This window comes from Neobittarella massiliensis (ex Bilen et al. 2018) (assembly GCF_900289145.1).
GTDB classification, from domain to species: domain Bacteria; phylum Bacillota; class Clostridia; order Oscillospirales; family Ruminococcaceae; genus Neobittarella; species Neobittarella massiliensis.
Window position 1 is genome coordinate 149010 of sequence record NZ_OKQO01000007.1, and the last position, 25194, is coordinate 174203.

Sequence of the window (25194 nt, forward strand, 5' to 3'; positions counted from 1 at the left end):
CGATGAGACCGTTCTGCTGTGGGGGACTGTCGCCCGGCCCCACAACACAGGACAACACAAAGCAGCACAAGACAGCACAAGAGAGAAGGAGAGGAAAAAATGAAAAAGACGATGGCTCTGCTGTTGGCCGGCGCACTGCTGTGCAGTACCGCCGCCACCGCGGCCGCCGCCGACAGCGGCACCAAGTACATCGATACCGCCGAGGAACTGGCACAGGCGATCAGCCAGCAGCAAGACGGCCAGCACTGGGTACTGGCCAGCGGCGAATACGACCTCAGCCAGGAGCTGATGGCGCAGTACGCCGATATTCAGATCGGTGGGCAGGGGGGCTTTTACTTCCCCATCACCGCCGACGATCTCACCGTGACCGGCAGCGGCGATACCGTGCTCACCAGCAGCTACCAGACTGCCAACGGCGCCTGGGCCACCCAAAACTTTATTACGGTGGAAGGTGACGGAGTCACCCTGCAGGGGCTCGACCTGCACAGCAAGCAGGAGGTAAACAAGACCATTGAGGTACTGGGGCAAGACGTGTCGCTGCGCGACCTGGAGCTGCTGCCTACCAGCGATGGCAACAGCGGCTCGATCTACTTTAACCCGCAAAACGGCGCCCGGAGCGTGGGCAGCGCCGTGCTGCAGAACGTGTCGCTGCATTCCTGGATCAGCGCCCGCAGCGACACGGTAGCCGGCGGCACGATCGCCCTCGACGGGGTCACCGTCGATTTTACCGGCCTCGACGAGTACGCCGCCAGCGGCTATGGCCCCATCTCACAAAACAGCTGTTTCGCGGTGCGGGGCGGTCTTACCGTCAAGGTAGATGACAGCGTGGCCGACCTGCAGCAGCAGGTAGTCAGCCGCCTGCCCGACGGCACCCGCCTGGAACTGGATGACGGCACCTACTGCGCCAACCTGTCGGCGGCAGGCGACCTGACGGTGGTGGGCTCCTCCCGCAATGGGACCATCCTGCTCTTTGACGAGCAGGCCAGAAACCCCCAGAATTACGGCAGCAGCACCGTCAACCCGGTGGTGTACGGCGCCGGTGACCTGACCCTGTGCCACCTGACGGTGGCCGGACCCGCAGCCCAACACGGCGGCATCGACGGGGTGTATGGCCGCGGCGATCTGCACATCGAGGATGTGGCCATCACCGATATCCGCTGTGAGGGAGACGGCCAAAAGATCTGCGGCGTACAGTGCGGCAAAGCCATATTGGCCGCGGGCAGCGGCGACGTGACGGTGCTGGATACCGCCATCACCGACTTCCAAAAACAGGCTATCGACGTAAACACCAGCGGTCATCTCACGGTATCCGGCTGCGAAATCCGCGGGGCCGGCAAGCAGGGCATCATCGCCCAAAACGGCATCGTGGTGCGCCAAGGCAGTGCCCAGATACAAAATACAGCCATCTCGGAGCTCGTTTATGAGGCCGACAACGAGTGGTCGCACGGCAGCGTGGGCGTGTACGCGCTGGGCGGCGCCCAGGTAGCCGCTGACGATGTGGTGCTAAAAGGAGTGGACAACACCTATGCCGCCGGCGACGAGGCGGCCATCACGGTGGTGGAGGACAACATCACCTACAAATTTACCGCCACCAGCGATGAGCCCCAGATCGTAGAGATCCGGGCGCTGGAGATAAAGCTGGACCTGACCGAACTGAAACTAGAGATGGGCGCCACCGCCCGGCTCGGCGCTGTGGTAGAGCCCGCGAACACCACGCTGCCGCTCTGCTGGTCGAGCTCGAACGAGCAGGTCGCCACGGTAAAAGACGGTCTGATCACCACCACCGGTACCGGTGAGACCACCATTACCGCCACCGTGGGCGAGCTCTCGGCCAGCTGTGCCGTTGTGGTCACCGCCCCGGCCACCGAGCCCGAGCAGCCAGACCAAAAGCCCGACGAAAAAGACCCGGCCCCTGAGCAGCCCGACAAAGACGATACTCAGCCGCCGGCCGAGCAGACGCCGACAGACGAGGCGGCTGACACCGGCGAGCACACGCTGCCGCTGCTGGCGCTGGCCACCGTATCGCTGGTGGCTGTCGGCGTCACCGCCGGCAAGCGCCGCCGTCGCTAATTTACCCGCTGACAGCAGCAAGACCCGGGCGACAGCTAAAAAAGGGACCGGCCCCACAGTGGGGGCCGGTCCCTTTTTGCGCACAGGCGCATAAGACGAGGGATGTAAACGGCGGTCGGTGCCGCCGGGCGAAACACTAGTACTTGGCGGTGGCGAATACCAGCTCTTTGAACTTCGCCGCGTCGATCTCGGTGATGACGGTGCAGTTTTTGTCATCGGCTTCCAGGTCGTAGAGCAGCTGGCCGTAGCCGTCGGGGCTGCGCAGCTCGATATCGGCCCGGGCCTCGAAAGAGCCGGTGACGATGGAGGGGTCGATGAGCACCGCGATAGCGGTGGGGTCGGGCATGGAGATGATATCTTTGCCGTAGGCGTTACGGTTCATCTCCAGCAGGCAGCGGTTGGAGTCGATAAAGAAGTCCCCCACCTCGGTGTGGTAGCTGCGCAGCACCGCCCGGTCGGCGGCGTCGATCTCGGTGTGGCCGTAGCACACATCGATGGGCACGAAGGTGGTGTGCATGCCGCTCTCCAGCACGATCTTCACCGCCTCGGCGTCGAGGGCGATATTGAACTCGGCGTTGGGGGTAAAGGCGTCGATCATCCGCCACTGGCCGCCCATCACCGTGAGGTTTTTCACCTTTTTCATCACCCGGGGCGCCAGCAGGATGGCGGCGGCGATGTTGGTCATGGGCCCGATGGCGCACAGCTCCAGCTCGCCGCTGTCGTCGGCGGCCACGATGTCCACGATCTTCTGCACCGCATTGCCGTCGGCCAGCGGCACATTCGGCTCGGGGTAGTTCATGTTGCCCAGACCGTCGGCGCCGTGAGCGCTCTCCGCCCGGTGCTCCAGCACCCGCAGCAGCGGTATCGCCAGGCCCTGATAGACCGGCGGCTGGTAGGTAGCCGCCTTTTGCACCGAGATGCGGGCGTTGCGGGAGGCCACCTGCAGCGGCACGTTGCCGTGCACGCAGGTGATGGCCTCCACGTGGATATTCTGGGCGCGCAGCGCCATGACCAGCGCGACAGCGTCGTCGCTGGCTGTATCGGTATCGATGATAAATCTTCTCATTGCACTCAGCCTTTCTGCAAAGTCTCTGCCGGCTACGCGGCCTTACCGTTTGAGCATGTCGTAGAGGTAGGTCTTAAAGCCCGGCCCATCCATGGTCTTGACCACCATGTGGGTCAGGTGCTCGGCCATGCCCTCCATAATGGTCTTTTTTAAGCGGGTCGCGTTGGTCTGGCCGTGGGTGCGGCTGCCGGAAGTATCCACCTGGATGTTGCAGGCAAAGCTCTCTTTTATAAGGCCCGGGCGCAGGGCAGCAGCCACGGCGGTGGGGTCGGCCAGACCCAGGACCTCGTTTTTATAGGCTTTTTTGTTGTAGTCGATAAGCGTTTTGTTGCAGTCGATGCAAAAGCGCGCCAGGTCGGTGCCGATATCTTTGATGGCGGCCATTTCGGCGGCGCTCAGGCGGCAGTCGTCATCGGGGCTGGCGGCGCGCTTACACACCTCCAGCGGCACCATGGTGATGGGCACGCCAAAGCGGCAGACGATCTGCGCCGCCTCCGGGTCGGAGAGGATGTTAAACTCCGACACACCACGAGGGCTGCCGTAACCCAGCTGGCTGCCGCCCATCACGGTGATGCGGCGCAGCTTTTTCATGATGGCCGGCTCCAGGGTGATGGCGATGGCCACGTTGGTCAGCGGCCCCAGGGTGATGAGCTCGATATCCTCGTCGCAGGTATCGATGATGCGCAACATGGCCTGTACCGCACCTTCTTTTTCGGGCTGGTGCACCGGGTCGGGGTAGCCGATATCGCCCAGGCCGTCTTGGCCGTGGATGTGCGAGGCGTCGAGCCGCTGGCCGATGAGCGGTTTTTCGGCGCCCACGTACACCGGCGGCAGGTCGTCGCCGCCCACCATATCCAGGGTGATCAGCGCGTTGCGCACCGCCGTTTGCAGCGGCACGTTGCCGGCCACCACGGTGATGGCGGCCACCTTGCAGCTGGGGTCTTTCAGGGCCATGGCCAGCGCTACGGCGTCGTCGCTGGCGGTATCGGTGTCGATAATGTACTTTGCCACTTTTCTGCCTCCTTATGTCTGGGCGCGCCGGGGATGCCCCGGCGCCGGTCGTTGTCTCTATCATACCAGCCTTTTTGCCGGCGCCGGTAGGACGGATGTCCCCAACTTTTACGGCGCGCCGTCCGGTTGCTTTTTTGGGTGGGCTGTGCTACCATTTTTTTAGAAGACCAGGGCCCGCATGCGGCCGCCGCTCTTAAAGCGGTAGAGTACATCTGCGCAGCGGCGACAGGCGCAGCACAAGACCGGGCAGCGGTCCGGCCCGCACACATCAGGGGGTGACAAATTGGCGCGAAGATCGATGGAGGCGCTGCTCGCCGGCGCCCCGGCCAGCGTACAGGAGAAGTTTACCCGCATCCGGCTGCGCCACGGCAAAAAGCTGGTGCACATGGGCCAGACCGGCGGCCCGGTATACGTGCTGCTGCAGGGCATGTGCAAGGTGTCGGCAGTGGGGCCCTCCGGCTCGCTGATGGCGGTCACCATCTACCGCCCCTGGGACCTGATCGGCGAGGCGGAGGTGGTGGACGACACGCCGGCCCTGTGCGATATCACCGCGCTGGGCGACTGCGAGCTGCTGGTCATGGACCGCGATACCTTTTTTTCATGGATGCAGCTGGACTTTGAGTTCGCCAAATATCTGGTGGGCAGCTTGGCGCAAAAACTGGGCTACTTCACCGAGAATGCAGTGACCCAGGTGACCCTGCCGCTGCGGGACCGGCTGTACTGCCTGGTGCAGGAGCAGTGCGGGGCCGACGGGGTGCTGCGCTTTGAAAAGCAGCTGCTGGCCGAACAGTTGGGCACCAGCCTGCGCAGCCTCAACCGCACCATAAAAGAGCTGGTGGCCGAGGGGCGGTTGTGCTACCGGGGCGGGCTGTTGGTGCTGCCCCCGGCCGAGCGCCCGCGCGCTGTTTCTCGCTGATATACCGCTTTTATTATTGACGGGTGTGCGCGTTAACCGCTGTCATGCGCCTGTCGCCCCGCCAAAATATAAAGAGAGCCGGCCGAACGCTATAGGCGTTCGGCCGGCTCTCTTCTCTATATCACGATCACACGGCTAGATGACCGGTTGATCGCAGCTGACAGACAGCGCGCCGATGGCAGGCTAGTCCACATCCCCCAGGTAGCGGATCTCCTGGTCGTAGATGCGGCGGAACAGCCCTACCGAGAAGACGATACACACCAGCTCGGCGATGGGGAATGCCAGCCACACGCCGGTGGCGCCCAGACCGGTGCGGCTGAGCAGGAAGGCGACCGGCAGGATCACCACCAGCTGCCGCAGGATGGAGGTGAACAGGCTGGCCGTGCCGTGGCCGGTGGCCTGAAACGAGGTGGAGAACACGATGCTCACCGCGGCGGTGATAAAGCAGGCGCTGAGGATGTGCATGGCCGGGATACCGGTAGACATCATATCTGCCGAGGCGTTGAACATCTGCAGCAGCTGCCGGGGGAAGAGGTTAAACAGCAGCGTGCCCAGCACCATGATGCCCACGGCGATACACTCGCCGATCTTGATGGCGCTGATGAGCCGCTTTTTGTTCTTGGCGCCGAAGTTGTACCCCATGATGGGCATGAGGCCCTGGGTGAGACCGAACACCGGCATGAATACGAACGACTGCAGCTTGTTGTACACGCCCATCACCGCCACCGCCGCCTGCGAGAAGCCGATGAGGATGGCGTTGAGGCCCATGGTCATAAACGAGCCGATAGACTGCATGATGATGGAGGGAAAGCCCACCCGGTAGATGTCTTTGAGGATCTTGCCGTCGGGTCGAAAGCCCTTAAAGTGCACCTTCACTTCGTGCTCCTTTTTAAACAGCACGAAGATGCCCAGCAGCATGCCCAGTATCTGGCCGGCCACGGTGGCGATCGCCGCCCCCAGCACGCCCATTTTGGGCATGCCGAACCAGCCGAAGATGAAGATGGGGTCTAGGATGATATTGGTGATGGCGCCGGTGAGCTGGAACATCATGGGCCAGATCATGTTGCCGGTAGCCTGCAGTATCTTCTCGCAGCTGATCTGCACGAAAGAGCCAAACGACAGGATGGTCACCACGTACCCGTAGTCGCAACCCATCTTAATGACCTCGGCGTCGCCGGTAAAAGCCCCAAAAAAGGGCTTTATGAACAGCGCCCCCAAAATGGCGAACACGATACCGCTGGCCAGCCCCAGAAACATGCCGTGGCTGGCGGCCTTGTCGGCCTCGTCAAAGCGCTTCTCGCCCAGCCGGCGCGAGATCAGCGAGTTGAGGCCCACGCCGGTACCTACACCCACGGCGATGAGCAGCTGCTGCACCGGGAAAGCCAGCGATACCGCCGTCAGCGCCTTCTCGCCGATCTGGGCCACATACATGCTGTCGACGATGTTGTACAGCGCCTGGATGAGCATGGAAAAAATGGCCGGCAAACTCATGCTGACGATAAGCTTCATCATAGGCGCATGGCCCATCTTGTTTTTCTGCTGTTGTTCGGCGGCGGGCGCCGAGACCTTTTTGTTTTCAGACATAAATTTTAATCCTCCTTTGCCAGCGCAGCGGACCCCTCACAAAAAAAGACGACCAACAAGGTGTTGGTCGTGTTTCTCTTCGGAGTTCCTCGAAGTTGGCCTTACCGGGCCAAATTTGAAGTGCCGCTGCGCGTCACTACTTTCTAGTAGCTAGTATATGCCCATCTGCGGCAAATGTCAACACAGCGGGGAAAAAGAAAATTTTGGGCGCGGTGAAGGGCATGCGGCAGTTCTGTGGTCTCGGGTCGGCCACGGCTCCCCGCGGGGGGCTTTGCCGCGGGCAAAATACGGGCGCGAGCGGCTGTTTTTCATCCACTGTTCACAAAGGCACTGTATGCTGTGGTACAATAAGCAAAAAAAGCGCTGCCGCCGGCCACGTTGTCGGCGGCGGGCAGTGTGAGGAGGCGCATTTTTCATGCGGCTGTTGATCGTAGACGACGAGGCCAAGATCCGCCAGCTGATCGCCAAATACGCGGTCTTCGAGGGGTACGAGGTGGCCGAGGCCGGCGACGGGCTGGAAGCAATCGAGCTCTGCCGCGACCAGCACTTCGATCTCATCATCTTAGACATCATGATGCCCCAGCTCGACGGGTTCTCCACCTGCCGCGAGCTGCGCAAATTCTGCGCCACTCCGGTGCTCATGCTCTCGGCCAGGGGCGAGGAGTTCGACCGCATCCACGGTTTTGAGCTGGGGGTGGACGACTACGTCACCAAGCCGTTTTCGCCCAAAGAGCTGATGATGCGGGTGGCGGCCATCATCAAGCGGGCCGCCGGCGCCGTGCCCGGCATGGAGGACGGCAAAGAGATCTACACCACCACCGGCCTGGTGGTCGACTTCACCGCCCGCATGGTCAAGGTGGACGGCGAGGTGGTGGACATGTCCCCCAAGGAGTACGACCTGCTGTTTTACATGGTGCGCAACCGCGGTATCGCCCTGACCCGCGAAAAGCTCATCACCGCCGTGTGGGGATACGACTTCTACGGCGACGAGCGCACGCTGGACACCCATATCAAGCTGCTGCGCAAGCGGCTGCGGGAGCACGCCGGGCTCATCACTACACTGCGGGGAGTGGGGTATCGCTTTGAAGACCAGTAGACCCAGGCGCCAGATCAGTATTCGGGCCAAGCTGTCGCTGTATCTTTTGGGGTTCGTGGTGGTATCGCTGGCGCTGCTGTGGCTGTTTCAGGTGGTGTTTTTAGAGAGCTTTTACCGCTCTATCAAAGAAAAACACCTGCGCGCGGGCGCGCTCAGCGCCATCAGCCAGATACAGGACAGCAGCGACATCGACGACACGCTCGAGAAGATCGCCGCCCAGGAAGGGGTGAGCTTTGCGCTGTATAACGCCGACGGGGTGCTCATCAGCTGCGCCGGCACCGGGCCCCAAAACAGCCTGGGCAAGCTCAGTGCCCAAAGTGCCCAGGCACTGCGGCATAAAGTGCTCTCGGCAGAGGACCCGCTGGTAGACCTCACCGACGAGTGGGCCATGTGGTCGGCGGCGGGCAAGAGCTGGCAAAAAGAGCACCAGCCGGTACAGGACCTCACCCCCAGGCTGGAGGAGCAGCTGGGCGAAGACGGCGGTCTGCCCCAGCTGCAGGAGCGCGTCGTCGGTCCCACCCAGCAAGACAGCCTCTCGGGCAAAGGCGGGGTACAGACCATGCTGTGGGGCGGCACCGTACAACAGCAGAATAAAAGCTATATGCTGCTGGCCAGCGCGGTCATCACCCCGGTCAGCAGCACTCGTGAGGCCATCCAGACCGAACTGGTGTACATCAGCTTAGTGCTGGTGGCGCTCTCGATCCTGCTGGCCTGGCTGCTCTCGAAAAAGATCACTTCCCCCATCGTCTTGCTCAACAGTGCGGCCAAAAAGCTGGCCGCCGCCGACTACTCGGCCTCGTTTTACCAGACCGGCTACCGCGAGATCGCCGAGCTCAGCCAAACGCTGGAGCACACCGCCAGCGAGCTGCAGAAGATCGAGCGGCTGCGACGGGAGCTCATCGCCAACATCTCCCACGATCTGCGCACCCCGCTGACCCTGATCACCGGTTACGGCGAGGTGATGCGCGACCTGCCCGGCGAGAACACGCCGGAGAACCTGCAGGTCATCATCGACGAGGCCCGCCGCCTGAGCAGTCTGGTCACCGACACACTGGACCTCTCGCAGCTGCAGGCCGGGGTGCAGACGCTGAGCACCTCGCCTTTCGATCTCACCCAGCTGGTGCAAAACGTGGTCACCCGCTACGGAGCCATGCTCAAAGAGCAGGGCTATCAGCTGCAGTTTGATCGGGGCGGCAGCGATGAGGACCAGTGGGTAGAGGCCGACGAGAACAAGATCTACCAGGTGGTGTATAACCTGGTGGGCAACGCCGTCACCTACACCGGCGCGGACAAGCAGGTGCTGGTGCGCCAGCGGGTGCAGGGGGACATGGTCACCATCGAGGTGCTCGACACCGGTGAGGGAATAGAGCCGCAGATGCTGCCCCACATCTGGGAGCGCTACTACAAAGGGGAGAGCGCCCACAAGCGGCCCACCGCCGGTACCGGCCTGGGGCTCTCTATCGTCAAGGGCTGTCTCGAACTGCACCACACCCCGTACGGGGTCAAGAGCGAGCCCGGGCTGGGCAGCTGCTTCTGGTTTTCACTCAAGCGGCTGTAGGCGCCGGTCGGTGTCTTTGTCGTCCTCCTTCTATAAGATAGACAGCGCGCCCAGCATCTGCTGGGCGCGCTGTCTGTCTCTCATTTTATTTCTGCCCGGGCGGCCACAGCAGCAGCTTACTCTGCCGTATCGGCGCCGCTTTGGCCGCTGTGTTTTTGGTGCTCTGCTGCCAATATGCTGTATACCGCCATATCTACGATACCGGTGTTGTTGCGCCCCGCCTGCCGCAGCGTTCCCTCACGCTGCATGCCGCACTTTACCATCACCCGCCCCGAGGCCGGGTTTTGCAGGTCGTGGCCGGCGGCAATGCGCAAAAAGCCCACCCGGGTAAAAAAGAAGTCGATGATCGCCGCCAGCGCCTCGGTCATCAGCCCCTGCCCCCACCAGCGGTGTCCCAGGCAGTAGCCGATCTCCACCCCGCACACCACCGGCTGCTGGTCTACCGCCGAAATGCTGCCGATGGGCTCGCCGCCATCCCGCAGACAAATGGCCCACTGGTAAAAATCCGCCCGGTCATAACTGGGCAGCCACCCGGCCACCACCTGCGCTGTCACCTGGCTGCTGGCATGGGCCGGCCAAGTCAGAAAGCGGATCACCCGCTCGTCGCTGGCCCAATTTTTATACATGGCGCCACTGTCGGCAGCGGTAAACCGGCGCAGACAGAGCCGGTCGGTATAGATCGTCACGGTGCCCAGATGGGTCATATCCTCTCCTCCTCTTTAAAACGCGGGGCTCTCACCGCTCTTTTTTAAACAGCTCCAGCACCAGCTGGATGACCAGCAGTGGGGCGGCAATAAAGCAAAAGCCGCACAGTATCTCAAACCAGCGGCTGCCGGTCATGCTGCCTAGCAGCCCAAAGCCCAGCGCCGCCGACAGCACGCTAAAAAGCAGTGCCGCCACACTCAAAAGTATCCGTCCACTGTGTTCTTTCATTGGCCTCTCCTCCTGCCCGCCGGTGCTGTGCCGGCACGCTGTGCGGCGGCAGCAGGCAGCCCCGCCGCAGTTTTTACCAGTATAGCAGGTGGCGGCGGCGCTGTACAGCCCACTACCTATAAAAAACAGCGCGCTCACAAAGTCTTCTCTCACCGTTCAAAAAACTGTCACCTGCCGGCAGTACGCTATAATCTGTAGTCAAGTCAAACACCAAAGCTGCGGCAGCGCACTTTTTAAAGGAGGCTTTCACCATGACTCTTGCCCGTATGTTCTCTTATCCCCGTGCCCCCCACACGCTGGTGCTGGAGCTCGACACCCCCGACGCCGAGTGTGCCGTACTGGAGCTGGTGCGGCGCTTTAGCCGCTGGCACCGCGTCGAGAGCCGGGTCGTCTATGGTGGCCGCACCGAGCTGGTGCTGCTTTTGCGCCCGGTCAAAAAGCACACCGGTTTTGAGCGCGCACTCGACCGCTCGATGGGCGTGTCTGGGGCCACCCTCTACCCGCCCGGCACATCCATCGCCAGCTAAAAACAGCACCCCCGTGCCCCGCCTGCCACTGTGTGGCAGACGGGGCCCTTTTATGTCGGTGGCGGTAAAACCGGCCAGCGGCCCCGCCAATACGCCCCGTGGGCCGGCGCCGACAAAAAAACACGGATTTTTCACGGTTTCTTCACCCAGCTTTCACACAGCCCCTTTAGTATATAGACAGCGATAAAGAGTATCTCTTTTCATCGCCACACTTTTTCATATACTTCCAAAGAGCATGCGCTCCGTTTGCCATCAGTGCCGGCAAGTGGGGCGCATGTTCTTTTTCCCCTGCCGGTCGCAGGCGTTGCTTTTTACCGCCAGAGCGCCTATAATGGTGGTCATATGTGTACTGTATTTTGACGAATCGTGCAGACCCGGAGGATGGATGAATGATCAAGAGATTTATCGGCTATTACAAACCCCACCGCAAACTTTTTTATTTTGATATGTTTTGCGCCCTGATCGTGGCGGTGTGCGACCTGTTTTACCCCATGATCACCCGCAACATCATTCAGGACTACGTGCCAAATCGCCAGCTGCGGCTGATGATCGTGTGGGTGCTGGTGCTGCTTGGCCTGTACATACTCAAGGCGCTGCTCAACTACATCATCCAGTACTACGGCCACGTGATGGGCGTTCGCATGCAGGCCGATATGCGCCGCGAGGTGTTTGACCACCTGCAAAAGCTGTCTTTTTCCTACTTCGATCAGAACAAGACCGGCGTGGTCATGTCGCGCATCGTCAACGACCTGATGGACGTCACCGAGCTCGCCCACCACGGGCCGGAAGACCTGTTCATCTCGCTGATCATGCTCATCGGCTCGTTTGCCATCCTCTGCACCATCAACGTGCCGCTCACCGTTATCGCCTTTGCCCTGCTGCCGGTGGCGGTGTACATCGTGGCCAAGCTGCGGCGGCGGATGAACGCCGCCTTCCGCGAGACCCGCATCAAGACCGGCGAGGTGAACGCCGAGCTGGAAAACAGCATCTCCGGCATTCGGGTAGCCAAGGCCTTTACCGGCGAAAAGAACGAAAGGCGCAAATTTGAGCGCCGCAACCGCGAGTTCGTCACCGCCCGTTCAGAGGCATTTCGCGTGATGGGCCAATTTTCAGCCAGCACCGGCTTTTTCACCGACGTGCTCAACGTGGTAGTGCTCATCGCCGCCGCCTGCTTCCTCTTTGCCGGCAAAATCACCACCGGCGACTTTGTGGCTTATCTGCTGTACGTCTCGATGTTTTTAAACCCCATCAAGCGGCTGATCTCGTTTGTAGAGCAGTTCCAGCAGGGGGCGACCGGCTTTAAGCGCTTTGTCGAGATCATGGAGGAGCCCATCGAGCAGGATAGCCCCGGCGCCAAGCCGCTGCAGAGCGCCCAAGGCCAGATCGACTTTCGCGGTGTGGGCTTTACCTACGACGACGATACCGAGGTGCTCTCGGGCCTTGATCTGCACATCGGCGCCGGCCAGACAGTGGCGCTGGTGGGCCCCTCCGGCGGTGGCAAAACGACTCTGTGCCACCTGCTGCCCCGCTTTTACGACCCCACCGAAGGCACCATCGAGATAGACTGTCAGGATATCCGCAGCTACACGCTGCACTCGTTGCGGCAAAATATCGGCATCGTGCAGCAGGATGTATTTCTCTTCACCGGCACCATCCGCGACAACATCGCCTATGCCAAACCCGACGCCACCGACGAGGAGATCTACCAGGCGGCCCGCCGGGCCAACATCCATGACTTTATCATGGGGCTGGACGACGGCTACGACACCTATATCGGCGAGCGGGGCGCGCGCCTCTCGGGCGGGCAAAAACAGCGCATATCCATCGCCCGGGTATTCTTAAAAGATCCGCCGATCCTCATTCTGGACGAGGCTACCTCGGCTTTGGATAACGAGACCGAGCGCCTGATCCAGGAGGCCCTAAACGATCTCTCCCACGGCCGCACCACGCTGGTGGTGGCCCACCGGCTCTCCACCATCAAAAACGCCGACAGCATCGTGGTGCTCACCCCGCAGGGCATCGCCGAGACCGGCAGTCACCGCCAGCTGGTGGCCGCCGGCGGTCTGTACGCCCGGCTGTGGCAGTCGCAGTTCATCGGGCTCGACAGCTGAGCCCGCACTGCCGCGCCTTTGCCGCCGCTGGCCCCCACCGGGCCGGCGGCGGTTTTTACTGTGCGGCCACTTTTACAACTGCGCCATATTTTTTGTCGTACCGCGTCGCTTTTTTAGTATACTGTCCCATTGTGCGGCTGCGGCGGGCTGTGCTATGATGGGCGTGTAAGATTCATATGGCCCATATAAGTCTGCGAATAGGGCGCAGAAGTCTCTACGCGGTGACCGCAAATCACCTGCGCTATGGGCACCTTTGCGGGGGCGGTCCCAGGTTGTGGGGCTGCCGCCACTATTTGCTTTGGTCTAAAGCGGGGTGCTCGACTGATCTGGTTAGAGCGCCCTTATTTTGCGCTCCGGCGGCTCATGCGCCGGAAAAGTTTAAAAAAGGAGACAGAGAACATGTCGAAAATGGATGCCAAGACCGCCCGGGTAATGATCTGGGAACAACTGCGCAAGGTGGCCCGCCCCGACTCCCGTTTCAGCTGGGATTTTGCCGAGTTCATCACCGATTACGAGGGCAGCGATAAATGCGCCGAGAACCTCTGTAAAGAGGATATCTACAAAAACGCCGAAGTCGTGTTCATCACCCCCGACAACAATCTGGAGGTGCTGCGCGAACAGGTCATCCGCGACAAAAAGATCATGCTCATCACCACCTACGGCATCCGCCGCGGCGTGTTTCTGCTGCGGCCCGAGTGGGTGCCCGAGGGCAAAGAAGAACTGGCCTCCACCCTCGACGGCATCCAGCGCTTCTGGCAGTACCGGTCGCTCAAGCAGATCGCCGAGGAGATCGGCCATATCGACCTGCTGGTCACCGGTGCCTCGGCCATCACCCCCAGCGGCATCCGCTTTGGTAAGGGCCACGGCTACTTTGATCTGGAGTGGGCCATGTTCTATACCAAAGGCGTCGTCGACGTAAATACCCCGGTAGTTGCTGTGGGCCACGACTGCCAGGTAGTGGATGTAGAGGTGGATGTGCGCCCCTACGACACCGCTATCGACTACATCGTCACCCCCACCCAGGTCATCCGCACCCGCAACGAGTTCCCCAAACCCACCGGTGGCGTGCTGTGGAGCATGTTGGCACCCGGCATGAAAGACGATATCCCCCCGCTGCAGGAGCTGTGGATGGACAATTTCTGCAAATAGAGCTTTTTGCGCAATAGGTCCTCCCCATCTCAGCGCACACAGATCCATACACCCCACCAAGCGGCGCAAAAAGTGTAAGAACTGCTCTCGGGGCACTGCCCCTCGGCCGCTTTTGGCGGCACCGCATTTCTTACGGTCTTGGGGCGCTCATTTCCTCTTTTTTGCGCAATAGGTCAGTCCAGTTACTACACGCCGGTCGTCTCTACTCCCCACCAAGCGGCGCAAAAAGTGTAAGAACTGCTCTTCGGGGCACTGCCCCTCGGTCGCTTTTGGCGGTACCGCATTTCTTACGGTCTGGGGGTGCTTATTTCCTCTTTTTTGCGCAAATAGGTCAGTCCAGCTGGCTACATACCGGTCGTCTCTACTCCCCACCAAGCGGCGCAAAAAGTGCCAAAGCTGCTCTTGGGACGCCGTCACTCGGCCTGTTTATTGATGCTGCCGCTATCCTTATCGCAATGGGCAGACCAGCAGGGACAGTCCGGCACTGCTGGGTACAGCAGTACGCCGCACATGTAGCCTATATAAAAATAAGGGATGCCCTCCCTACTACCGACAGACTAAATAGAAAGAAGCGAGACAGCCCGCGGGCCGTCTCGCTTCTTTTTTATCTGTAACAGCAGTTTTCTACATCCCGCGAAAACCTTTGCCGATGATGTCGCTGGTGTTGGAGATCAGCACGAACGCATGGCTGTCGACTGTCTTGACGAATTTGCGCACCATGTTGGCCTGGGTGCGGTTCATGGCCGCCAAGATCACCCAGCGCTCGCCGTCGGTATAGGCGCCGTGGGCCTGCCACACGGTAGCGCCCCGGTGCATGTTTTTATTGATATAGCCACACACCTGTCTGGGGGCGGTAGTGATGATGAGAAACTGTTTTTTCAAGTTGATGTTCTCGATGACCGAGTCCACCAGCAGCGATTTCATCAGCAGTCCCAGCACCGAAAACAGGCCGGTCTGCACGTCAAAGAGGAAAAACGTGCTGCATGCGATCAGCGCGTCGCTGGCCATCAGCGCCTTGCCGATATCCAGCCGGGTAAATTTTTTGAGGATCATCGCCAAAATGTCGGTACCGCCGGTCGAGGCATCGAGGTTAAACAAAATGGCCGAGCCCACCGCCGGCAGAGCCATGGCAAACACCAGCTCCAGCATGCGCTCGCCGGTCAGCGGCGCCGCCAGCGGAAACAGCACCTCAAACCCCTTGGTCAGCCCCGAGAACAGCAGGCTGCAATACACAGTTTTCAGGCCAAAACTGCGGTTTAAAAGCACGAACCCCAGCACCAGAAACAGGCAGTTGAATACCAGTACCAGCGTTCCCGGCGATACCGCCGGCAGCAGCTTGGCCAGCAAGATCGAAAGGCCGCTCACCCCGCCGGTGGAAAAATGGTTGGGGAACTTGAAAAAGTACACCCCTACCGAAACCAGCAAAACACCCAGGTTCAGCAGCAAAAAGTCCCGCAGCTTTTTATTCATCTGTCTGTGCCCCCCTGTACCGGACGACCACCGCCCGGTCTCCATCAAAACCGTGTTTGGGCCGCCCGTCGGCCACCCATCTCTGCCATTGGCTATTATAGCACAATATGCCGCAAAATCAACAAAATTTACTCATTTTATTTGTGCAAATTTTACTTTTCTGCCTTGCAAAATAGCGGGCTATTTTTTGTTCAGAGCCCTTTTGGGGCTGTTTTATCGCTGCAGGATGGGCAGGCCCGACCTGCAAGCTGCAAACTGCTCTTTTTGCACTTTTTCCCGCGCCCCAGTGCAGCTGTGTCGCCACTATTTTGCCCCATCGAGGGCATAAAAAAGCGCCGCTGTCGGCTCGTCGTCCCGCTTTATCTTTTCCCCGTCAGGCCCCGCGTGCCGCCACTGCCTGTTACTGGTGGCACAGTCACTCGGTCGGCGGCGCTTATTGAAGCCCGCGGCGGCCCATACTCTGTGATAAAAGGCGGTACACAGTACACAGTACACCGAGAGGAGCACGCCATGCAACTATTCTACGGGCCGGGTCGGCGGCCAAATTACTTTGAGGGCTGGTATTTTAAACAGCAAAAAGGCGGAGCGGTGGTGGCGCTCATCCCCGCCTTTCACCGCGACGGCGGACGCGACTGGGCCTCGCTGCAGGTCATCGCCCCCGGCTACAGTGCCTTTATCCCCTACCCGGCCACCGCTTTTGCGGTCGACGAGCAGCACGGTCAGATCCACCTGGGGCAAAATCGCCTGGGACCGGGCGGGGCCAACATCTACTGTCGGGCCGCGGGGGTGCCGGTGTTGGGCCGGTTGCGCTACGGTCCGCTCACCCCGCCGGGGTACGACATCATGGGTCCCTTTACCCACCTGCCGGGCATGCAGTGCCGCCACCGGGTCATCAGTTTGGCTCACCGGGTAGAGGGCTGGCTGCAGATCGGCAGCCAGCGCTACTGCTTTGACCGCGGCGTCGGCTATATCGAGGGCGACCGCGGCGGCGCCTTTCCCCAGCGCTATGTCTGGGCACAGTGTCTGTTGCCGGGGGCCAGCGTCATGGTCTCGGTGGCCTCGGTGCCGCTGGGTCCCGGCCAGTTTACCGGCTGTATCACCAGCATCCGCACCGGCGGTGCCGAGTACCGGCTGGCCAGCTATCTGGGGGCCCGGCCGCTCTATGTAGGCGACGATGGCCTGCTGCTCAGCCAGGGGCGGTGGTGGCTGGCCATCGAGCACCTGGGCGGCGACAGTCAGCCGCTGCTGGCGCCTCAGGGTGGAAAAATGGCCCGCACGATCCGCGAAGGGGCCTGCTGTCGGGCTCGGGTCCGCTTTTATAACGGCCGCGCGCTGCTCATCGATACCGTTACCGCCACTGCCAGCTTTGAGGGCTGCTGGGCCCCGAGCAGTATTTCATAAAAAGAGCCGGTCCACGAGCGCTCGTGGACCGGCTCTTTTTGGCCGCACCGATATTTTCGGGCAGACCGCCCAGTTTTCCACCATCCATCCGCTAACGGTGGAAAACTGCTGTGTCGCGGCCAACGGATATGCACCAAAAAACACACCGCGCCGCCAGCGCCTGCATCTTTTGGGCGGCGGATCAGGGCCAGCTATATAGCAGAGTGTGGGCCGAACATCCGCCGCTAACGCCCGCGTACCCGGCAGTGGTCGCGGCGCAATCTGGCCGGCCGGCACTGCACAAAGCGGTACCAAAACCGGCGTGCGCGGCCCATCCGCGCCAAACACAGCCCCAACAGCCGGTCGGCAGTGGCCATAACCTGCACGCGATCTGCCCGGCTCACCGCCGCCTGTGAAAAGCCCGCCGCCAACACCACCTGCCAAAACGCATCCCACACATCGGGCTCGATCTCGCCAAAGACCTCGCCCAGCTGCCGGCCGTACTGCTGGTAGTCAAAGTGGGGGCCGCTGCAGAGTCCGGCCGCAGTCAGGGCCGGCAGCAACAGCTCGTACACCGCCCGCACCCGCCCGGCTTCCGGCCCGCGGCAAGTCGGCCCCAGCCGCCAAAACAGCACTGCCCAGCGGCACGCGCCATACAGCGCCGCCAGTGCCAGCAGGCCACCCACCGCCGTCAGCACCGCGCGCAGCCAGCCCGGCAGTACCCAGCCGCTGTGCCCGCTGTTGCCGGTAGCAGCGGTAGCGCCGTCCGGTTGGCTCTGCTGCTGGTCTGGTCGATCGTCCGACGGCGCCGAGCTATTTTCAGACGGCGGTTGCAACTGCAGCTTTTCGGGGATCATTTCCTGCGGCAGCCGCTGGATCAGCGCCTCTCCGGCCAGCGTCTCCGGCAGGCGCGAAAATCCCCCCTGCCGCCAGGTCGAGTAGCCGGGCGTAGCGTCTACCGGCACCCAGCCAAAACCGTCTACATAGATCTCGCACCAGGCGTGGGCACTGCTGTCCAGCACCTGCTGCTGGGTGCTGCGCACCTTCTGTATCTCCCCGCTGGTGCAGTCAAAGATCTCCTGGGCCTGTTCGGTGTGGTCGGGGTCGCTGCCGGTCTCCTGCCGGCTGGCGGGCACCACATAGCCGCTCACATAGCGCGCCGGCACCCCGCAGGCGCGAAAGATCACCGCGGCTGCACTGGCGAAATGGGCGCAGTAGCCCCGCTGATTTTCGTACAAAAACCAGGAGACAAAATCGCTGCCGGCCGGCATGCGGCCGGGCGAACGGGTGTAGCTGTGGCTCATGCGCAGGTAGCTGCACACCGCCTCGACCAGTTCGTCCCGGGTCTCAAACTGCTGCGCCCAGGCGGGGGTAAAGTCTGTGCGTATCTGCTCGGTGCCCTCTTTTGGCAGCTGGGTATAGGTCTGGTACACAAACCTGCGATAGGCCTGCTCCTGCTCTAAAAATCGGTCCACCTCGCTATTTTGGCCCTGCACGGCCACCAGCGGTGCCTCCGGCTGCTCCTGCGACAAGATGTCCGGCGCCGTCGCGTAGTACAGCGTATAGGGGGTATCCCAGTTTTCTTGTCGGATGACGAGCGAGCTGTCCAGGTCAAACTCGGTCTTTTTCCCCGCCGGGTCCCTTTGGGGAAACTGGGTGTAATACGGCAGGTAGGCGTAGGCGGGGTCGGCCCGCAGGTTGGTCACCGTGGCCCCCATCAGCGCGCTGCCCGGCAGCGGCTGGCCCAACCGGTAGCGCAGTGTCACCAGCTTTTGCGGCAGGTCCTGAGGGTGGTCGCTGCCAAATGCCTCCTCCAGCTGCCGGCGGGCGGCGCGGGTCTGGCTGGACGACAGCGCCTCCCAGCTGTCGCCAGTGTACACGCTGCCGGTGTAGGCGCGCAGATACAGCGGGTACCTGCTCACCGGCAGATGGACCGTCATATCTACCCGACCGCTGGCCTTGAGCTGGTCCAGCCGCCCCAGCCTTCCCTGACTCACGGCCTGGTTACTCGCGCGCTCTTCTTCCTCTACGAACAGCAGCGACTCTAGCCGGGCTTTCATCCCGTCGCGCAGAGAGAGCACCCGGGGCGACTGGTATACCCGCTCCGGCGCCAGCGCCGCCACCAGCCCGGTACACAGCAGCAAAAGCGCCAGCGCCCGCAGGCCGAGCAGTGGCGCCCGACCGGCCCCCACACCCGACTTTTTGGCGCGCCGGCGACTGGCGGACAGCGCCACTAGGCCCCCCAGCGCACAAAACAGCAGTGCCAGCGCCGCCGACGGGGCCCCATAGCTAAAAAACAGCCCCGGCCCCAGCACCGCTGCAGTATATAACACCGCCGGCCAAACCGATGGCCGCCAGCAGGTGTACAGCGTCAGCCAAAAGCCGACCAGGCCAAACAGCATGCTCAGCGCCACTACCTGCTCGCCGCTCTGTACCGCCCCTGGGGCCGCCACAGCAGCGCCGCTGACCTCTTGCAGGGCCAGTCCGGTGAGCTGGGCCACACCTTGGGCCAGCTGTTGTCGGCGCAGCCAAAAATACGCGCCCCACCCCAACACCGAGAGCAGTACCCGCGGCCAACGCCGCCCGCGGGGCAGGCATATCGCCAGCCCCAGCAGCCCGCCCAGCAGTGCCGCGCCCAGGCAGGTATTGGCAGGCTGGTCGTACATGTTGCCGGCACAAAATGCCACCAGCACCGCCACCGCCAGCCCCAACAGGCCAGCCGGCAGCAGGTCGATCCAGCGCCGGTTGGGCGGCGGTACCACTGCTGCCCCCTGCCTGATAAACGGGGGCTCTTTTCCCCGTAAAGGGGTGGTCTTTGCAGCCACGGTCGGGCCTCCTCTCGGTGATGTTTCAAGTCTGCGTCTCTACTGCTGCGGCGGCCGCACCGGTGCCGATGGCTCGCCCACCGGCTGGGGCAGCACCTGCGCGTACTGGGTGTCGGGGCGGTACAGCGTGCTCCACCGGCGCAGGCGCAGCGGCAGCCCCGCCCGCACCTCCTCGGCCGGCAGCAGCGACGGCAGCAGCAGGGCCCCCGCCTGCGCAGTTGGCAGCTGGCTCAGCGCCGTCGGCAGCGACTCGGGCTGCACCATCAGCTGTAGCCAGTCCGCGATCGCCACATCCACCGCCCCCAGTTCCAGCTCGCGGTAGTGCCAGCTGCCGCTGGCGTCGGCAAAAGCCAGCGCCGCCGGGCAGCTCTCGAGGGCCAGCGCCCGGGCCAACCGGTAGGTAGTCGCGCAAAGCCAGTCCTGCTGGGCAAAAGTCAGCGCCTTCGCCGGCAGCAGTGGGCACAGCAGGGTCCGGCGCTGTATCTGGTCGCCGGGCTGGCGCACCAGCAGCTGTTGCCGGGCAGCCGTCAACTTCCAGTGTACCGTGCGCAGGTCCTCACCCGGCCGGTACTCGCGGATATACAGGGGGTTGAGCAGCTCATCCCCCTCCCGCTCGCCGTCTATCGCGCCGTTTTCTCCCCGCATGTCGAGGTCGAGCAGCAGCGGCTCCAAGTCGTCCGGCGGCAGCACCAACAGGTCGCAGCTGCCCTGTACGGCCACCCGCCAGCCAGTCAGGCCAAACACGTCCCGCACCCGGCAGCGCCGCAGCCACACCCGGTAGTGGCCGGCGTGGTCTGCTTCCAGCGGCAGCTCGATCTGCTGCCGGCCCCGCCGTACCGGCAGCCGCGCCCAAAACACCTGGCGGTGACCGGTGTGTACGCTCTCGTACGCCAGCTGCAAAAAGCACTGGGCCGGCGCCAAAAGCCCGCACGACACCACGACAGGCAGCGCATAGGTGCCGCCCACAGTGAACAGCTGCCGCTCGGTCGGCAGCCGCAGCTGCAGCTGCCGGGCACTTAGAAACTGGCCCAATAGCAAAACCGGCGGCAGCGCCAACAGCACCAGCAGGCACCAAAACGAGAAGTACCACCGGTACAGGGCAAAAAAGCCCAGTGCCGCCACCAAGAGCAGTGCGTAAAACAGCCGCGCGCCCAATCCACTGCCCGGCTTTTGCCCCCTCATTGGGCGGCGGCCACCGCCGGGGTGGGTACCTCCTGCAGTACGCCCTGCAACACCTGTTCTGCCGTTTTGCCCTGGGCGGCCGCCCGCGGCTGCAGCGACACGCGGTGGGCGCACACATCTAAAAAGCACAGGTCTACGTCGTCGGGCAGCACAAAGCTCCGCCCCGCGGCCATCGCCACCGCCTGGGCCACCCTGGTCAGGGCCAAGGTACCGCGGGGGCTCACCCCCACGGCGATATCCGGGTGATCGCGGGTGGCTGCCGCCAGCTTTACGGTGTAGCGGTAAATGCTGGGGTGGATCTCGACCTGAGTCACCGCCTGGCGCAGCGCCAACAGTCCGCCGGCATCGAGCACCGGTTCCACCACCTCCAGCGGCGCGGCGGTGCGGCGCTGGCGCAGCATCTCGATCTCGCTGTCCATATCCGGGTAACCGATGGAGATGCGCATCAAAAACCGGTCCATCTGGCTCTCGGGCAGCGGGTGGGTCCCCCCCGAGCCGGCCGGGTTTTGGGTGGCGATAACGATGTGGGGCTGTGGCAGCGGGTGGCTCACCCCATCAACGGTGATCTGCCCCTCTTCCATCACCTCCAGCAGCGCCGACTGGGTCTTGGGGCTGGCGCGGTTGATCTCGTCGGCCAGTAGCAGATTGCAAAAAGCCGCGCCCCGCTTAAAGACGAACTTCCCGGTCTGCTGCTGGTACATGGTAAAGCCGGTCACATCTGAGGGCAGCACATCCGGGGTGAACTGGATACGGCCAAACTCCAGCGACAGCGCCCGCGAAAAGGCCAGCGCCAACGTCGTCTTGCCGGTACCGGGCACATCCTCTATTAAAATATGGCCGCCGGCCAGCATGGCCAAAAACACCTTGCGCACCACTTCCCGTTTGCCCTGAATGACCGTCTCCACCTGCCGCAGCACCTGTCTGGCGCCGCTCAATTCCTGCCTTTTCATCTGCATTTCCCCCGTATTTCCACACCGAGATCGCGTTTTCACCAGTATACTCTATCTCCTTTTTAGCGGCAATTCGCATTATTACTATGAAAGCCTGTCGAATTTTTACATGCTGTGTCGCCTGGCGGCCATCGCTCATCTACTCAAAGCCTAACACCTGGAGCCCGCTCCAGGTCAAGACCCGGCACAAAATGTTTACAATTTGGCCACCAGCCGGCAGTTGTCAGACCGCTCCGGCCGCAGTACACTGGACATATGATAACAAGAAAAGAAGGCGATCGCTCTGTCAAAGGTACTCATCCACATAGACGAACTCCCAAAATGGCCGCTGGCGCTGGGCAATATCGAAAATCTGCTGCAGGCGGCCCCGCCCCCGGGCGGCCGCCACTACCAGGTAGAGATCGTGGCCAACGGCCCGGCGGTGTAGGCCTATACCGCTCCCGACAGCCAGATTGCCCGCATGCAAGCGCTGGCCGTGCGCGGGGTGGTATTCACCGCCTGCCAAAACGCGCTGCGGGCAAACGGGATCAGCACCCAGGCGCTGCCGGGTTTTGTGCACACAGTCCCCGCCGGCATCGCCGAGCTGGTGGACCGCCAAGAAGAGGGCTGGGCCTATGTAAAGCCGTAGCGCGGGTAATAGCCGTCTTTTGACCGTCCACATCCCGTGTTCTCTTCTCCGATACACCGGCGTACCAGATCCCCTTTATTCGCTACCCACCGCTCATTTTACTTGTATTCGCTATTTGCACAGCGGCCCCGTCCCTGTCTTGCCGCCGGTGCACTCTATAGGGAAGCTTCAGTCCCTGCTATAACCCCTTAAAAATTTGTTCGGCCTGTAGCATCTTTTCTGTTATCCCTAAGTTTCTGCTCTTTACCCCTTTTTGCGCACGTGTTATAGTATAGATAAAAAACAGCAAATACGGGGGGAACACCATGAAAGTTGGACTGATCAGATGTATGCAGACCGAGGATATCTGCGGCGCTACGGTCTGCCTCAAGGCCATCAAGAATAAGCACGGCGCCTTTCAGGGCGCAGATGAGGTAGAGCTGGTAAATATCAGCACCTGTGGCGGCTGTCCCGGCAAAAAGGCGGTAACACGGGCCGAAAATATGGTCAAGTGTGGGTGTGATACCATCGTGTTATCCTCCTGTATCACCAAAGGCTCGCCGCTGGCATTTCCATGCCCCAACGCCGAACAGATGATCTATGCCATTAAAAAAAGAGTCGGCGACGACATCCAGGTGCTTACCTACAGCCACTAGTACACGTCTCTGGTCGTCGCTATTTAATAAAAAGGAGCGCTCCCATCCCTGCCTATCCAGGCGGGGCGGGAGCGCTCTTTCTCTTTACCGTGTAACCAGTGATGGACCGCTAAGACTCGAGCCACCGTCTCTCATCTAAGCTGGCGGCGGACGGGCCTCTTTACCGACCACTGACCGCTGGCTACTATCCGGTCATACCCGCCAAAGATCCGCTCAATAGGTGGTCGGCATTCCCCGTTTCACCAGCCGCGACGCCTGGTGAAAGCGCAGCTGCGGTGCAGCTTGCCCCACCCATATCGAAGTCCGGTAATACCAGTCTTCGCCCATCCCGGTCATATAGTTGACCAGCCAGCAGCCCGGCCCCAGCGCACTGCAGCGGTAGTTGTAGATGGTGATATCCCGGTCCCCGGTGAGAGCGAGCAGCGACTGGATGGTATCTTCGCGGCCAAATAGGCGCCCTGAACTGCCACACTCCAAAAAATCGCGGTGCAGTACCGTTTCTAGCCAGCTGCGGTCGGAGGTATAGACGCGCACAAAAAACTGTTTTTCGCGCGCCAACAGTATATCGTGCAACGCTCCCCCTCCTTTTTACCTATTTTTACAGCCCCAGCCTGCGCACATCAGTATCTGTGCGCACCGTCATCCTTCACACCAACCGGTCAAGGGCTCCCGCCCATCGGGCCGGTATGGGTCGTGGCGGGGGCTTCCGGTAGCGGCCGAAAACTCATGAGTCTGCGATAGCGGTGTGGGCCGACACCGCCCCGTGCAGTATCCTCAAGATACTTTCCTCGGGCTGGGCAGGAGCGAACTCTCAGCCGGCTGTGTGCGACCGCCACTTCTCCTGGGCGATCGGGAAATACTCGCGCAGGATGGGGTAGGTCAGCTTTTCTGGCAGGTGGTCAAACAGGCCCACCTTGCGCATCTCGCTGCCGCGCGGCAGCGCCCCCAATTTGTGCACCACCGCCAAATAGACCTGCCCGCCACCCCGAAAATGGGTGCCGTTCAGGTCGCCGTCTATGTAGTAATCGCACAGCGGCTCTATCTCAAAATCTATCGCTCCGGTCTCCTCATACAGTTCTCTCTTGGCCGCCTCCAGCGGTGTCTCCCCGACCTCGATATAGCCGCTGGGGTGCTCCCAAGTCTCCCGCTCCCGGTGCATACAAAACAGCCACCGGCCTTTGTATACAGCCATGATATCGGCTGAAAAATACTGCCCCACCTCGCCAAACGGATATGTCCTGAACTCCATAAGGTCCCCCTATCTAAAAATGCGCATTTCTACACACCTACTATAGCACAAAGGCGCCGCCTTAAAAAGCGGCGCTGCTCCCTATATTTTAGGGATAGCCGCACACTACTTCATAGATAGGGGCTTTTGTGTTGGCGCATACATAGCATGCGCCAACACCGCTCTACAGCAAGCCCTGTCCATATGGCGCGCTTATCTACTGCCGTTATATCTATTGCGCACCATCATTTGCGCAATTTTATTTGGTCTATAGGTGATAAAATTGTCCGTTGTTTTTTAGAAGGAAAACCACTAAGATGGCTGCAGGGGGGATAAAGATGTCAAAAACAAGTGAACGTATACGGCACGCTAGAAAACACTGTCGCCTCACCACCAAACAACTCGCCTATTTTATCGGTGTTTCAGAGAGATCTGTCGTCCGATATGAAAATGATCAGTCCACGCCTGGCACACATAGTCTCATTCAATTGGCCTCTATATTCGATCTCTCTACAGACTATCTGCTTGGACTTTCCGACAATGCCGAGGCATCATTTTTAGAGCTTTATCGGACAAAAAATATATTTTATCGCCATGTACAAAACAATCATATACGCGAGGAAACCGACTATTACTGGATCGAGTTTCTCCGAAAGACGGACCTTTCCCATTGCGGGGCAAAATGCAGTGGGCGGGTATAGATGGAAAAGAGGAGCTCTATGCTCTGCGGCCGATCATTCCCGAATCCCGCCTGATCATATTAGAAAAACTGGGTCGACAAAAACCGTTGATACTCAATAGCCGGGAAGATTTCAATGTCTTTCTCATTTACAGTGGTACTGCTTTTGCCTCCCACCAAGTATGTAAGGAATGCA

Annotated in this window: 22 protein-coding genes and 1 riboswitch; of the genes, 11 read left to right on the top strand and 11 right to left on the bottom strand. The window is 61.1% G+C overall.

Annotated elements, in window-relative coordinates; translation table 11 throughout:
- The first annotated feature begins 99 nt into the window (after positions 1 to 99).
- Entirely contained in the window at positions 100 to 2070 is a 1971-nt protein-coding gene (locus tag C6Y32_RS11125; protein ID WP_105205330.1) for a right-handed parallel beta-helix repeat-containing protein, read from the top strand.
- A 136-nt stretch (positions 2071 to 2206) separates the two neighbouring features.
- On the opposite strand, the gene C6Y32_RS11130 is transcribed toward C6Y32_RS11125, so the two are convergent.
- Positions 2207 to 3136, bottom strand: a complete 930-nt coding sequence (locus C6Y32_RS11130; protein ID WP_105205331.1) for a nucleoside hydrolase — start codon at positions 3134 to 3136, stop codon at positions 2207 to 2209.
- A 42-nt stretch (positions 3137 to 3178) separates the two neighbouring features.
- Positions 3179 to 4147 (bottom strand): nucleoside hydrolase, encoded by a 969-nt coding sequence (locus C6Y32_RS11135; RefSeq protein ID WP_105205332.1) that lies wholly within the window; start codon positions 4145 to 4147, stop codon positions 3179 to 3181.
- Positions 4148 to 4430: 283 nt separating this feature from the next.
- On the opposite strand from C6Y32_RS11135, the gene C6Y32_RS11140 reads away from it, so the two are divergent.
- Complete coding sequence (locus C6Y32_RS11140) at positions 4431 to 5063, top strand: Crp/Fnr family transcriptional regulator (RefSeq protein ID WP_129589435.1); 633 nt, start codon at positions 4431 to 4433, stop codon at positions 5061 to 5063.
- Between the two features lie 183 nt (positions 5064 to 5246).
- Here the strand turns inward: C6Y32_RS11140 and C6Y32_RS11145 are convergent, their stop codons facing one another.
- The gene (locus C6Y32_RS11145) at positions 5247 to 6647 is read right to left on the bottom strand and encodes an MATE family efflux transporter (RefSeq protein ID WP_105205334.1); all 1401 of its coding nucleotides are present in this window, start codon (positions 6645 to 6647) and stop codon (positions 5247 to 5249) included.
- 415 nt (positions 6648 to 7062) lie between these two features.
- Between C6Y32_RS11145 and C6Y32_RS11150 the strand changes: the two genes are divergently transcribed.
- Positions 7063 to 7743: a response regulator transcription factor gene (locus tag C6Y32_RS11150; protein WP_105205335.1), complete on the top strand. Its 681-nt coding sequence runs from the start codon at positions 7063 to 7065 to the stop codon at positions 7741 to 7743.
- Positions 7730 to 9301, top strand: a complete 1572-nt coding sequence (locus tag C6Y32_RS11155) for a HAMP domain-containing sensor histidine kinase (protein WP_105205336.1) — start codon at positions 7730 to 7732, stop codon at positions 9299 to 9301. The genes C6Y32_RS11150 and C6Y32_RS11155 overlap by 14 nt, the downstream gene beginning before the upstream one ends.
- 116 nt (positions 9302 to 9417) lie before the next feature.
- Here C6Y32_RS11155 and C6Y32_RS11160 read toward each other — a convergent pair whose 3' ends face one another.
- Both C6Y32_RS11160 and C6Y32_RS15140 read right to left on the bottom strand, forming a co-directional pair.
- A complete protein-coding gene (locus C6Y32_RS11160; protein ID WP_105205337.1) occupies positions 9418 to 10005 on the bottom strand; it encodes a GNAT family N-acetyltransferase in 588 nt (195 codons plus the stop codon).
- 31 nt (positions 10006 to 10036) lie between these two features.
- Entirely contained in the window at positions 10037 to 10234 is a 198-nt protein-coding gene (locus C6Y32_RS15140; RefSeq protein ID WP_129589436.1) for a hypothetical protein, read from the bottom strand.
- 251 nt (positions 10235 to 10485) lie between these two features.
- On the opposite strand from C6Y32_RS15140, the gene C6Y32_RS11170 reads away from it, so the two are divergent.
- From C6Y32_RS11170 to C6Y32_RS11180, 3 genes are all read left to right on the top strand, one after another.
- Positions 10486 to 10761: a hypothetical protein gene (locus C6Y32_RS11170; protein WP_105205339.1), complete on the top strand. Its 276-nt coding sequence runs from the start codon at positions 10486 to 10488 to the stop codon at positions 10759 to 10761.
- A gap of 389 nt (positions 10762 to 11150) precedes the next feature.
- A complete protein-coding gene (locus tag C6Y32_RS11175; RefSeq protein ID WP_105205340.1) occupies positions 11151 to 12872 on the top strand; it encodes an ABC transporter ATP-binding protein in 1722 nt (573 codons plus the stop codon).
- 161 nt (positions 12873 to 13033) lie between these two features.
- Positions 13034 to 13136: riboswitch (purine riboswitch) on the top strand.
- 135 nt (positions 13137 to 13271) lie between these two features.
- Entirely contained in the window at positions 13272 to 14021 is a 750-nt protein-coding gene (locus tag C6Y32_RS11180; protein ID WP_105205341.1) for a 5-formyltetrahydrofolate cyclo-ligase, read from the top strand.
- A 624-nt stretch (positions 14022 to 14645) separates the two neighbouring features.
- Here the strand turns inward: C6Y32_RS11180 and C6Y32_RS11185 are convergent.
- Positions 14646 to 15491, bottom strand: coding sequence for a YitT family protein (locus tag C6Y32_RS11185; RefSeq protein WP_105205342.1), 846 nt, complete (start codon positions 15489 to 15491; stop codon positions 14646 to 14648).
- 510 nt (positions 15492 to 16001) lie between these two features.
- On the opposite strand from C6Y32_RS11185, the gene C6Y32_RS15420 reads away from it, so the two are divergent.
- Positions 16002 to 16892 carry a tocopherol cyclase family protein gene (locus C6Y32_RS15420; protein WP_105205343.1) on the top strand — a complete coding sequence of 297 codons (891 nt, stop codon included), beginning with the start codon at positions 16002 to 16004 and terminating at the stop codon, positions 16890 to 16892.
- Between the two features lie 224 nt (positions 16893 to 17116).
- Here the strand turns inward: C6Y32_RS15420 and C6Y32_RS11195 are convergent, their stop codons facing one another.
- The 3 genes from C6Y32_RS11195 to C6Y32_RS11205 are packed head-to-tail and all read right to left on the bottom strand — an operon-like array spanning position 17117 to position 21828.
- Entirely contained in the window at positions 17117 to 19696 is a 2580-nt protein-coding gene (locus C6Y32_RS11195) for a transglutaminase-like domain-containing protein (RefSeq protein WP_105205344.1), read from the bottom strand.
- 39 nt (positions 19697 to 19735) lie between these two features.
- Complete coding sequence (locus C6Y32_RS11200; protein ID WP_105205345.1) at positions 19736 to 20878, bottom strand: DUF58 domain-containing protein; 1143 nt, start codon at positions 20876 to 20878, stop codon at positions 19736 to 19738.
- Positions 20875 to 21828: an AAA family ATPase gene (locus C6Y32_RS11205; RefSeq protein WP_105205346.1), complete on the bottom strand. Its 954-nt coding sequence runs from the start codon at positions 21826 to 21828 to the stop codon at positions 20875 to 20877. Before C6Y32_RS11205 ends, C6Y32_RS11200 begins: the two co-directional genes overlap by 4 nt.
- Before the next feature lie 460 nt (positions 21829 to 22288).
- Here C6Y32_RS11205 and C6Y32_RS15530 point away from each other — a divergent pair, with 460 nt between their 5' ends.
- Both C6Y32_RS15530 and C6Y32_RS11215 read left to right on the top strand, forming a co-directional pair.
- Positions 22289 to 22456, top strand: coding sequence for a DsrE family protein (locus C6Y32_RS15530; protein WP_207204831.1), 168 nt, complete (start codon positions 22289 to 22291; stop codon positions 22454 to 22456).
- 305 nt (positions 22457 to 22761) lie between these two features.
- Positions 22762 to 23091, top strand: coding sequence for a CGGC domain-containing protein (locus C6Y32_RS11215; RefSeq protein ID WP_105205347.1), 330 nt, complete (start codon positions 22762 to 22764; stop codon positions 23089 to 23091).
- A gap of 213 nt (positions 23092 to 23304) precedes the next feature.
- Here the strand turns inward: C6Y32_RS11215 and C6Y32_RS11220 are convergent, their stop codons facing one another.
- Both C6Y32_RS11220 and C6Y32_RS11225 read right to left on the bottom strand, forming a co-directional pair.
- Positions 23305 to 23664 (bottom strand): nuclear transport factor 2 family protein, encoded by a 360-nt coding sequence (locus C6Y32_RS11220; protein ID WP_105205348.1) that lies wholly within the window; start codon positions 23662 to 23664, stop codon positions 23305 to 23307.
- A gap of 238 nt (positions 23665 to 23902) precedes the next feature.
- The gene (locus tag C6Y32_RS11225; RefSeq protein WP_105205349.1) at positions 23903 to 24340 is read right to left on the bottom strand and encodes an NUDIX hydrolase; all 438 of its coding nucleotides are present in this window, start codon (positions 24338 to 24340) and stop codon (positions 23903 to 23905) included.
- 317 nt (positions 24341 to 24657) lie between these two features.
- Between C6Y32_RS11225 and C6Y32_RS15870 the strand changes: the two genes are divergently transcribed.
- Positions 24658 to 25020 (top strand): helix-turn-helix domain-containing protein, encoded by a 363-nt coding sequence (locus tag C6Y32_RS15870; protein WP_164998241.1) that lies wholly within the window; start codon positions 24658 to 24660, stop codon positions 25018 to 25020.
- Positions 25021 to 25194: the final 174 nt, after the last annotated feature.

Excerpts from the sequence above, each read along its gene's own strand:
- C6Y32_RS11125 (WP_105205330.1), top strand. The coding sequence starts at position 100 with ATGAAAAAGACGATGGCTCTGCTGTTGGCCGGCGCACTGCTGTGCAGT.
- C6Y32_RS11130 (WP_105205331.1), bottom strand. The coding sequence starts at position 3,136 with ATGAGAAGATTTATCATCGATACCGATACAGCCAGCGACGACGCTGTC.
- C6Y32_RS11145 (WP_105205334.1), bottom strand. The coding sequence starts at position 6,647 with ATGTCTGAAAACAAAAAGGTCTCGGCGCCCGCCGCCGAACAACAGCAG.
- C6Y32_RS11150 (WP_105205335.1), top strand. The coding sequence starts at position 7,063 with ATGCGGCTGTTGATCGTAGACGACGAGGCCAAGATCCGCCAGCTGATC.
- C6Y32_RS11160 (WP_105205337.1), bottom strand. The coding sequence starts at position 10,005 with ATGACCCATCTGGGCACCGTGACGATCTATACCGACCGGCTCTGTCTG.
- C6Y32_RS15140 (WP_129589436.1), bottom strand. The coding sequence starts at position 10,234 with ATGAAAGAACACAGTGGACGGATACTTTTGAGTGTGGCGGCACTGCTT.
- C6Y32_RS11170 (WP_105205339.1), top strand. The coding sequence starts at position 10,486 with ATGACTCTTGCCCGTATGTTCTCTTATCCCCGTGCCCCCCACACGCTG.
- C6Y32_RS11175 (WP_105205340.1), top strand. The coding sequence starts at position 11,151 with ATGATCAAGAGATTTATCGGCTATTACAAACCCCACCGCAAACTTTTT.
- C6Y32_RS11180 (WP_105205341.1), top strand. The coding sequence starts at position 13,272 with ATGTCGAAAATGGATGCCAAGACCGCCCGGGTAATGATCTGGGAACAA.
- C6Y32_RS11185 (WP_105205342.1), bottom strand. The coding sequence starts at position 15,491 with ATGAATAAAAAGCTGCGGGACTTTTTGCTGCTGAACCTGGGTGTTTTG.
- C6Y32_RS15420 (WP_105205343.1), top strand. The coding sequence starts at position 16,002 with ATGCAACTATTCTACGGGCCGGGTCGGCGGCCAAATTACTTTGAGGGC.
- C6Y32_RS11200 (WP_105205345.1), bottom strand. The coding sequence starts at position 20,878 with ATGAGGGGGCAAAAGCCGGGCAGTGGATTGGGCGCGCGGCTGTTTTAC.
- C6Y32_RS11205 (WP_105205346.1), bottom strand. The coding sequence starts at position 21,828 with ATGAAAAGGCAGGAATTGAGCGGCGCCAGACAGGTGCTGCGGCAGGTG.
- C6Y32_RS15530 (WP_207204831.1), top strand. The coding sequence starts at position 22,289 with ATGCAAGCGCTGGCCGTGCGCGGGGTGGTATTCACCGCCTGCCAAAAC.
- C6Y32_RS11215 (WP_105205347.1), top strand. The coding sequence starts at position 22,762 with ATGAAAGTTGGACTGATCAGATGTATGCAGACCGAGGATATCTGCGGC.
- C6Y32_RS11225 (WP_105205349.1), bottom strand. The coding sequence starts at position 24,340 with ATGGAGTTCAGGACATATCCGTTTGGCGAGGTGGGGCAGTATTTTTCA.
- C6Y32_RS15870 (WP_164998241.1), top strand. The coding sequence starts at position 24,658 with ATGTCAAAAACAAGTGAACGTATACGGCACGCTAGAAAACACTGTCGC.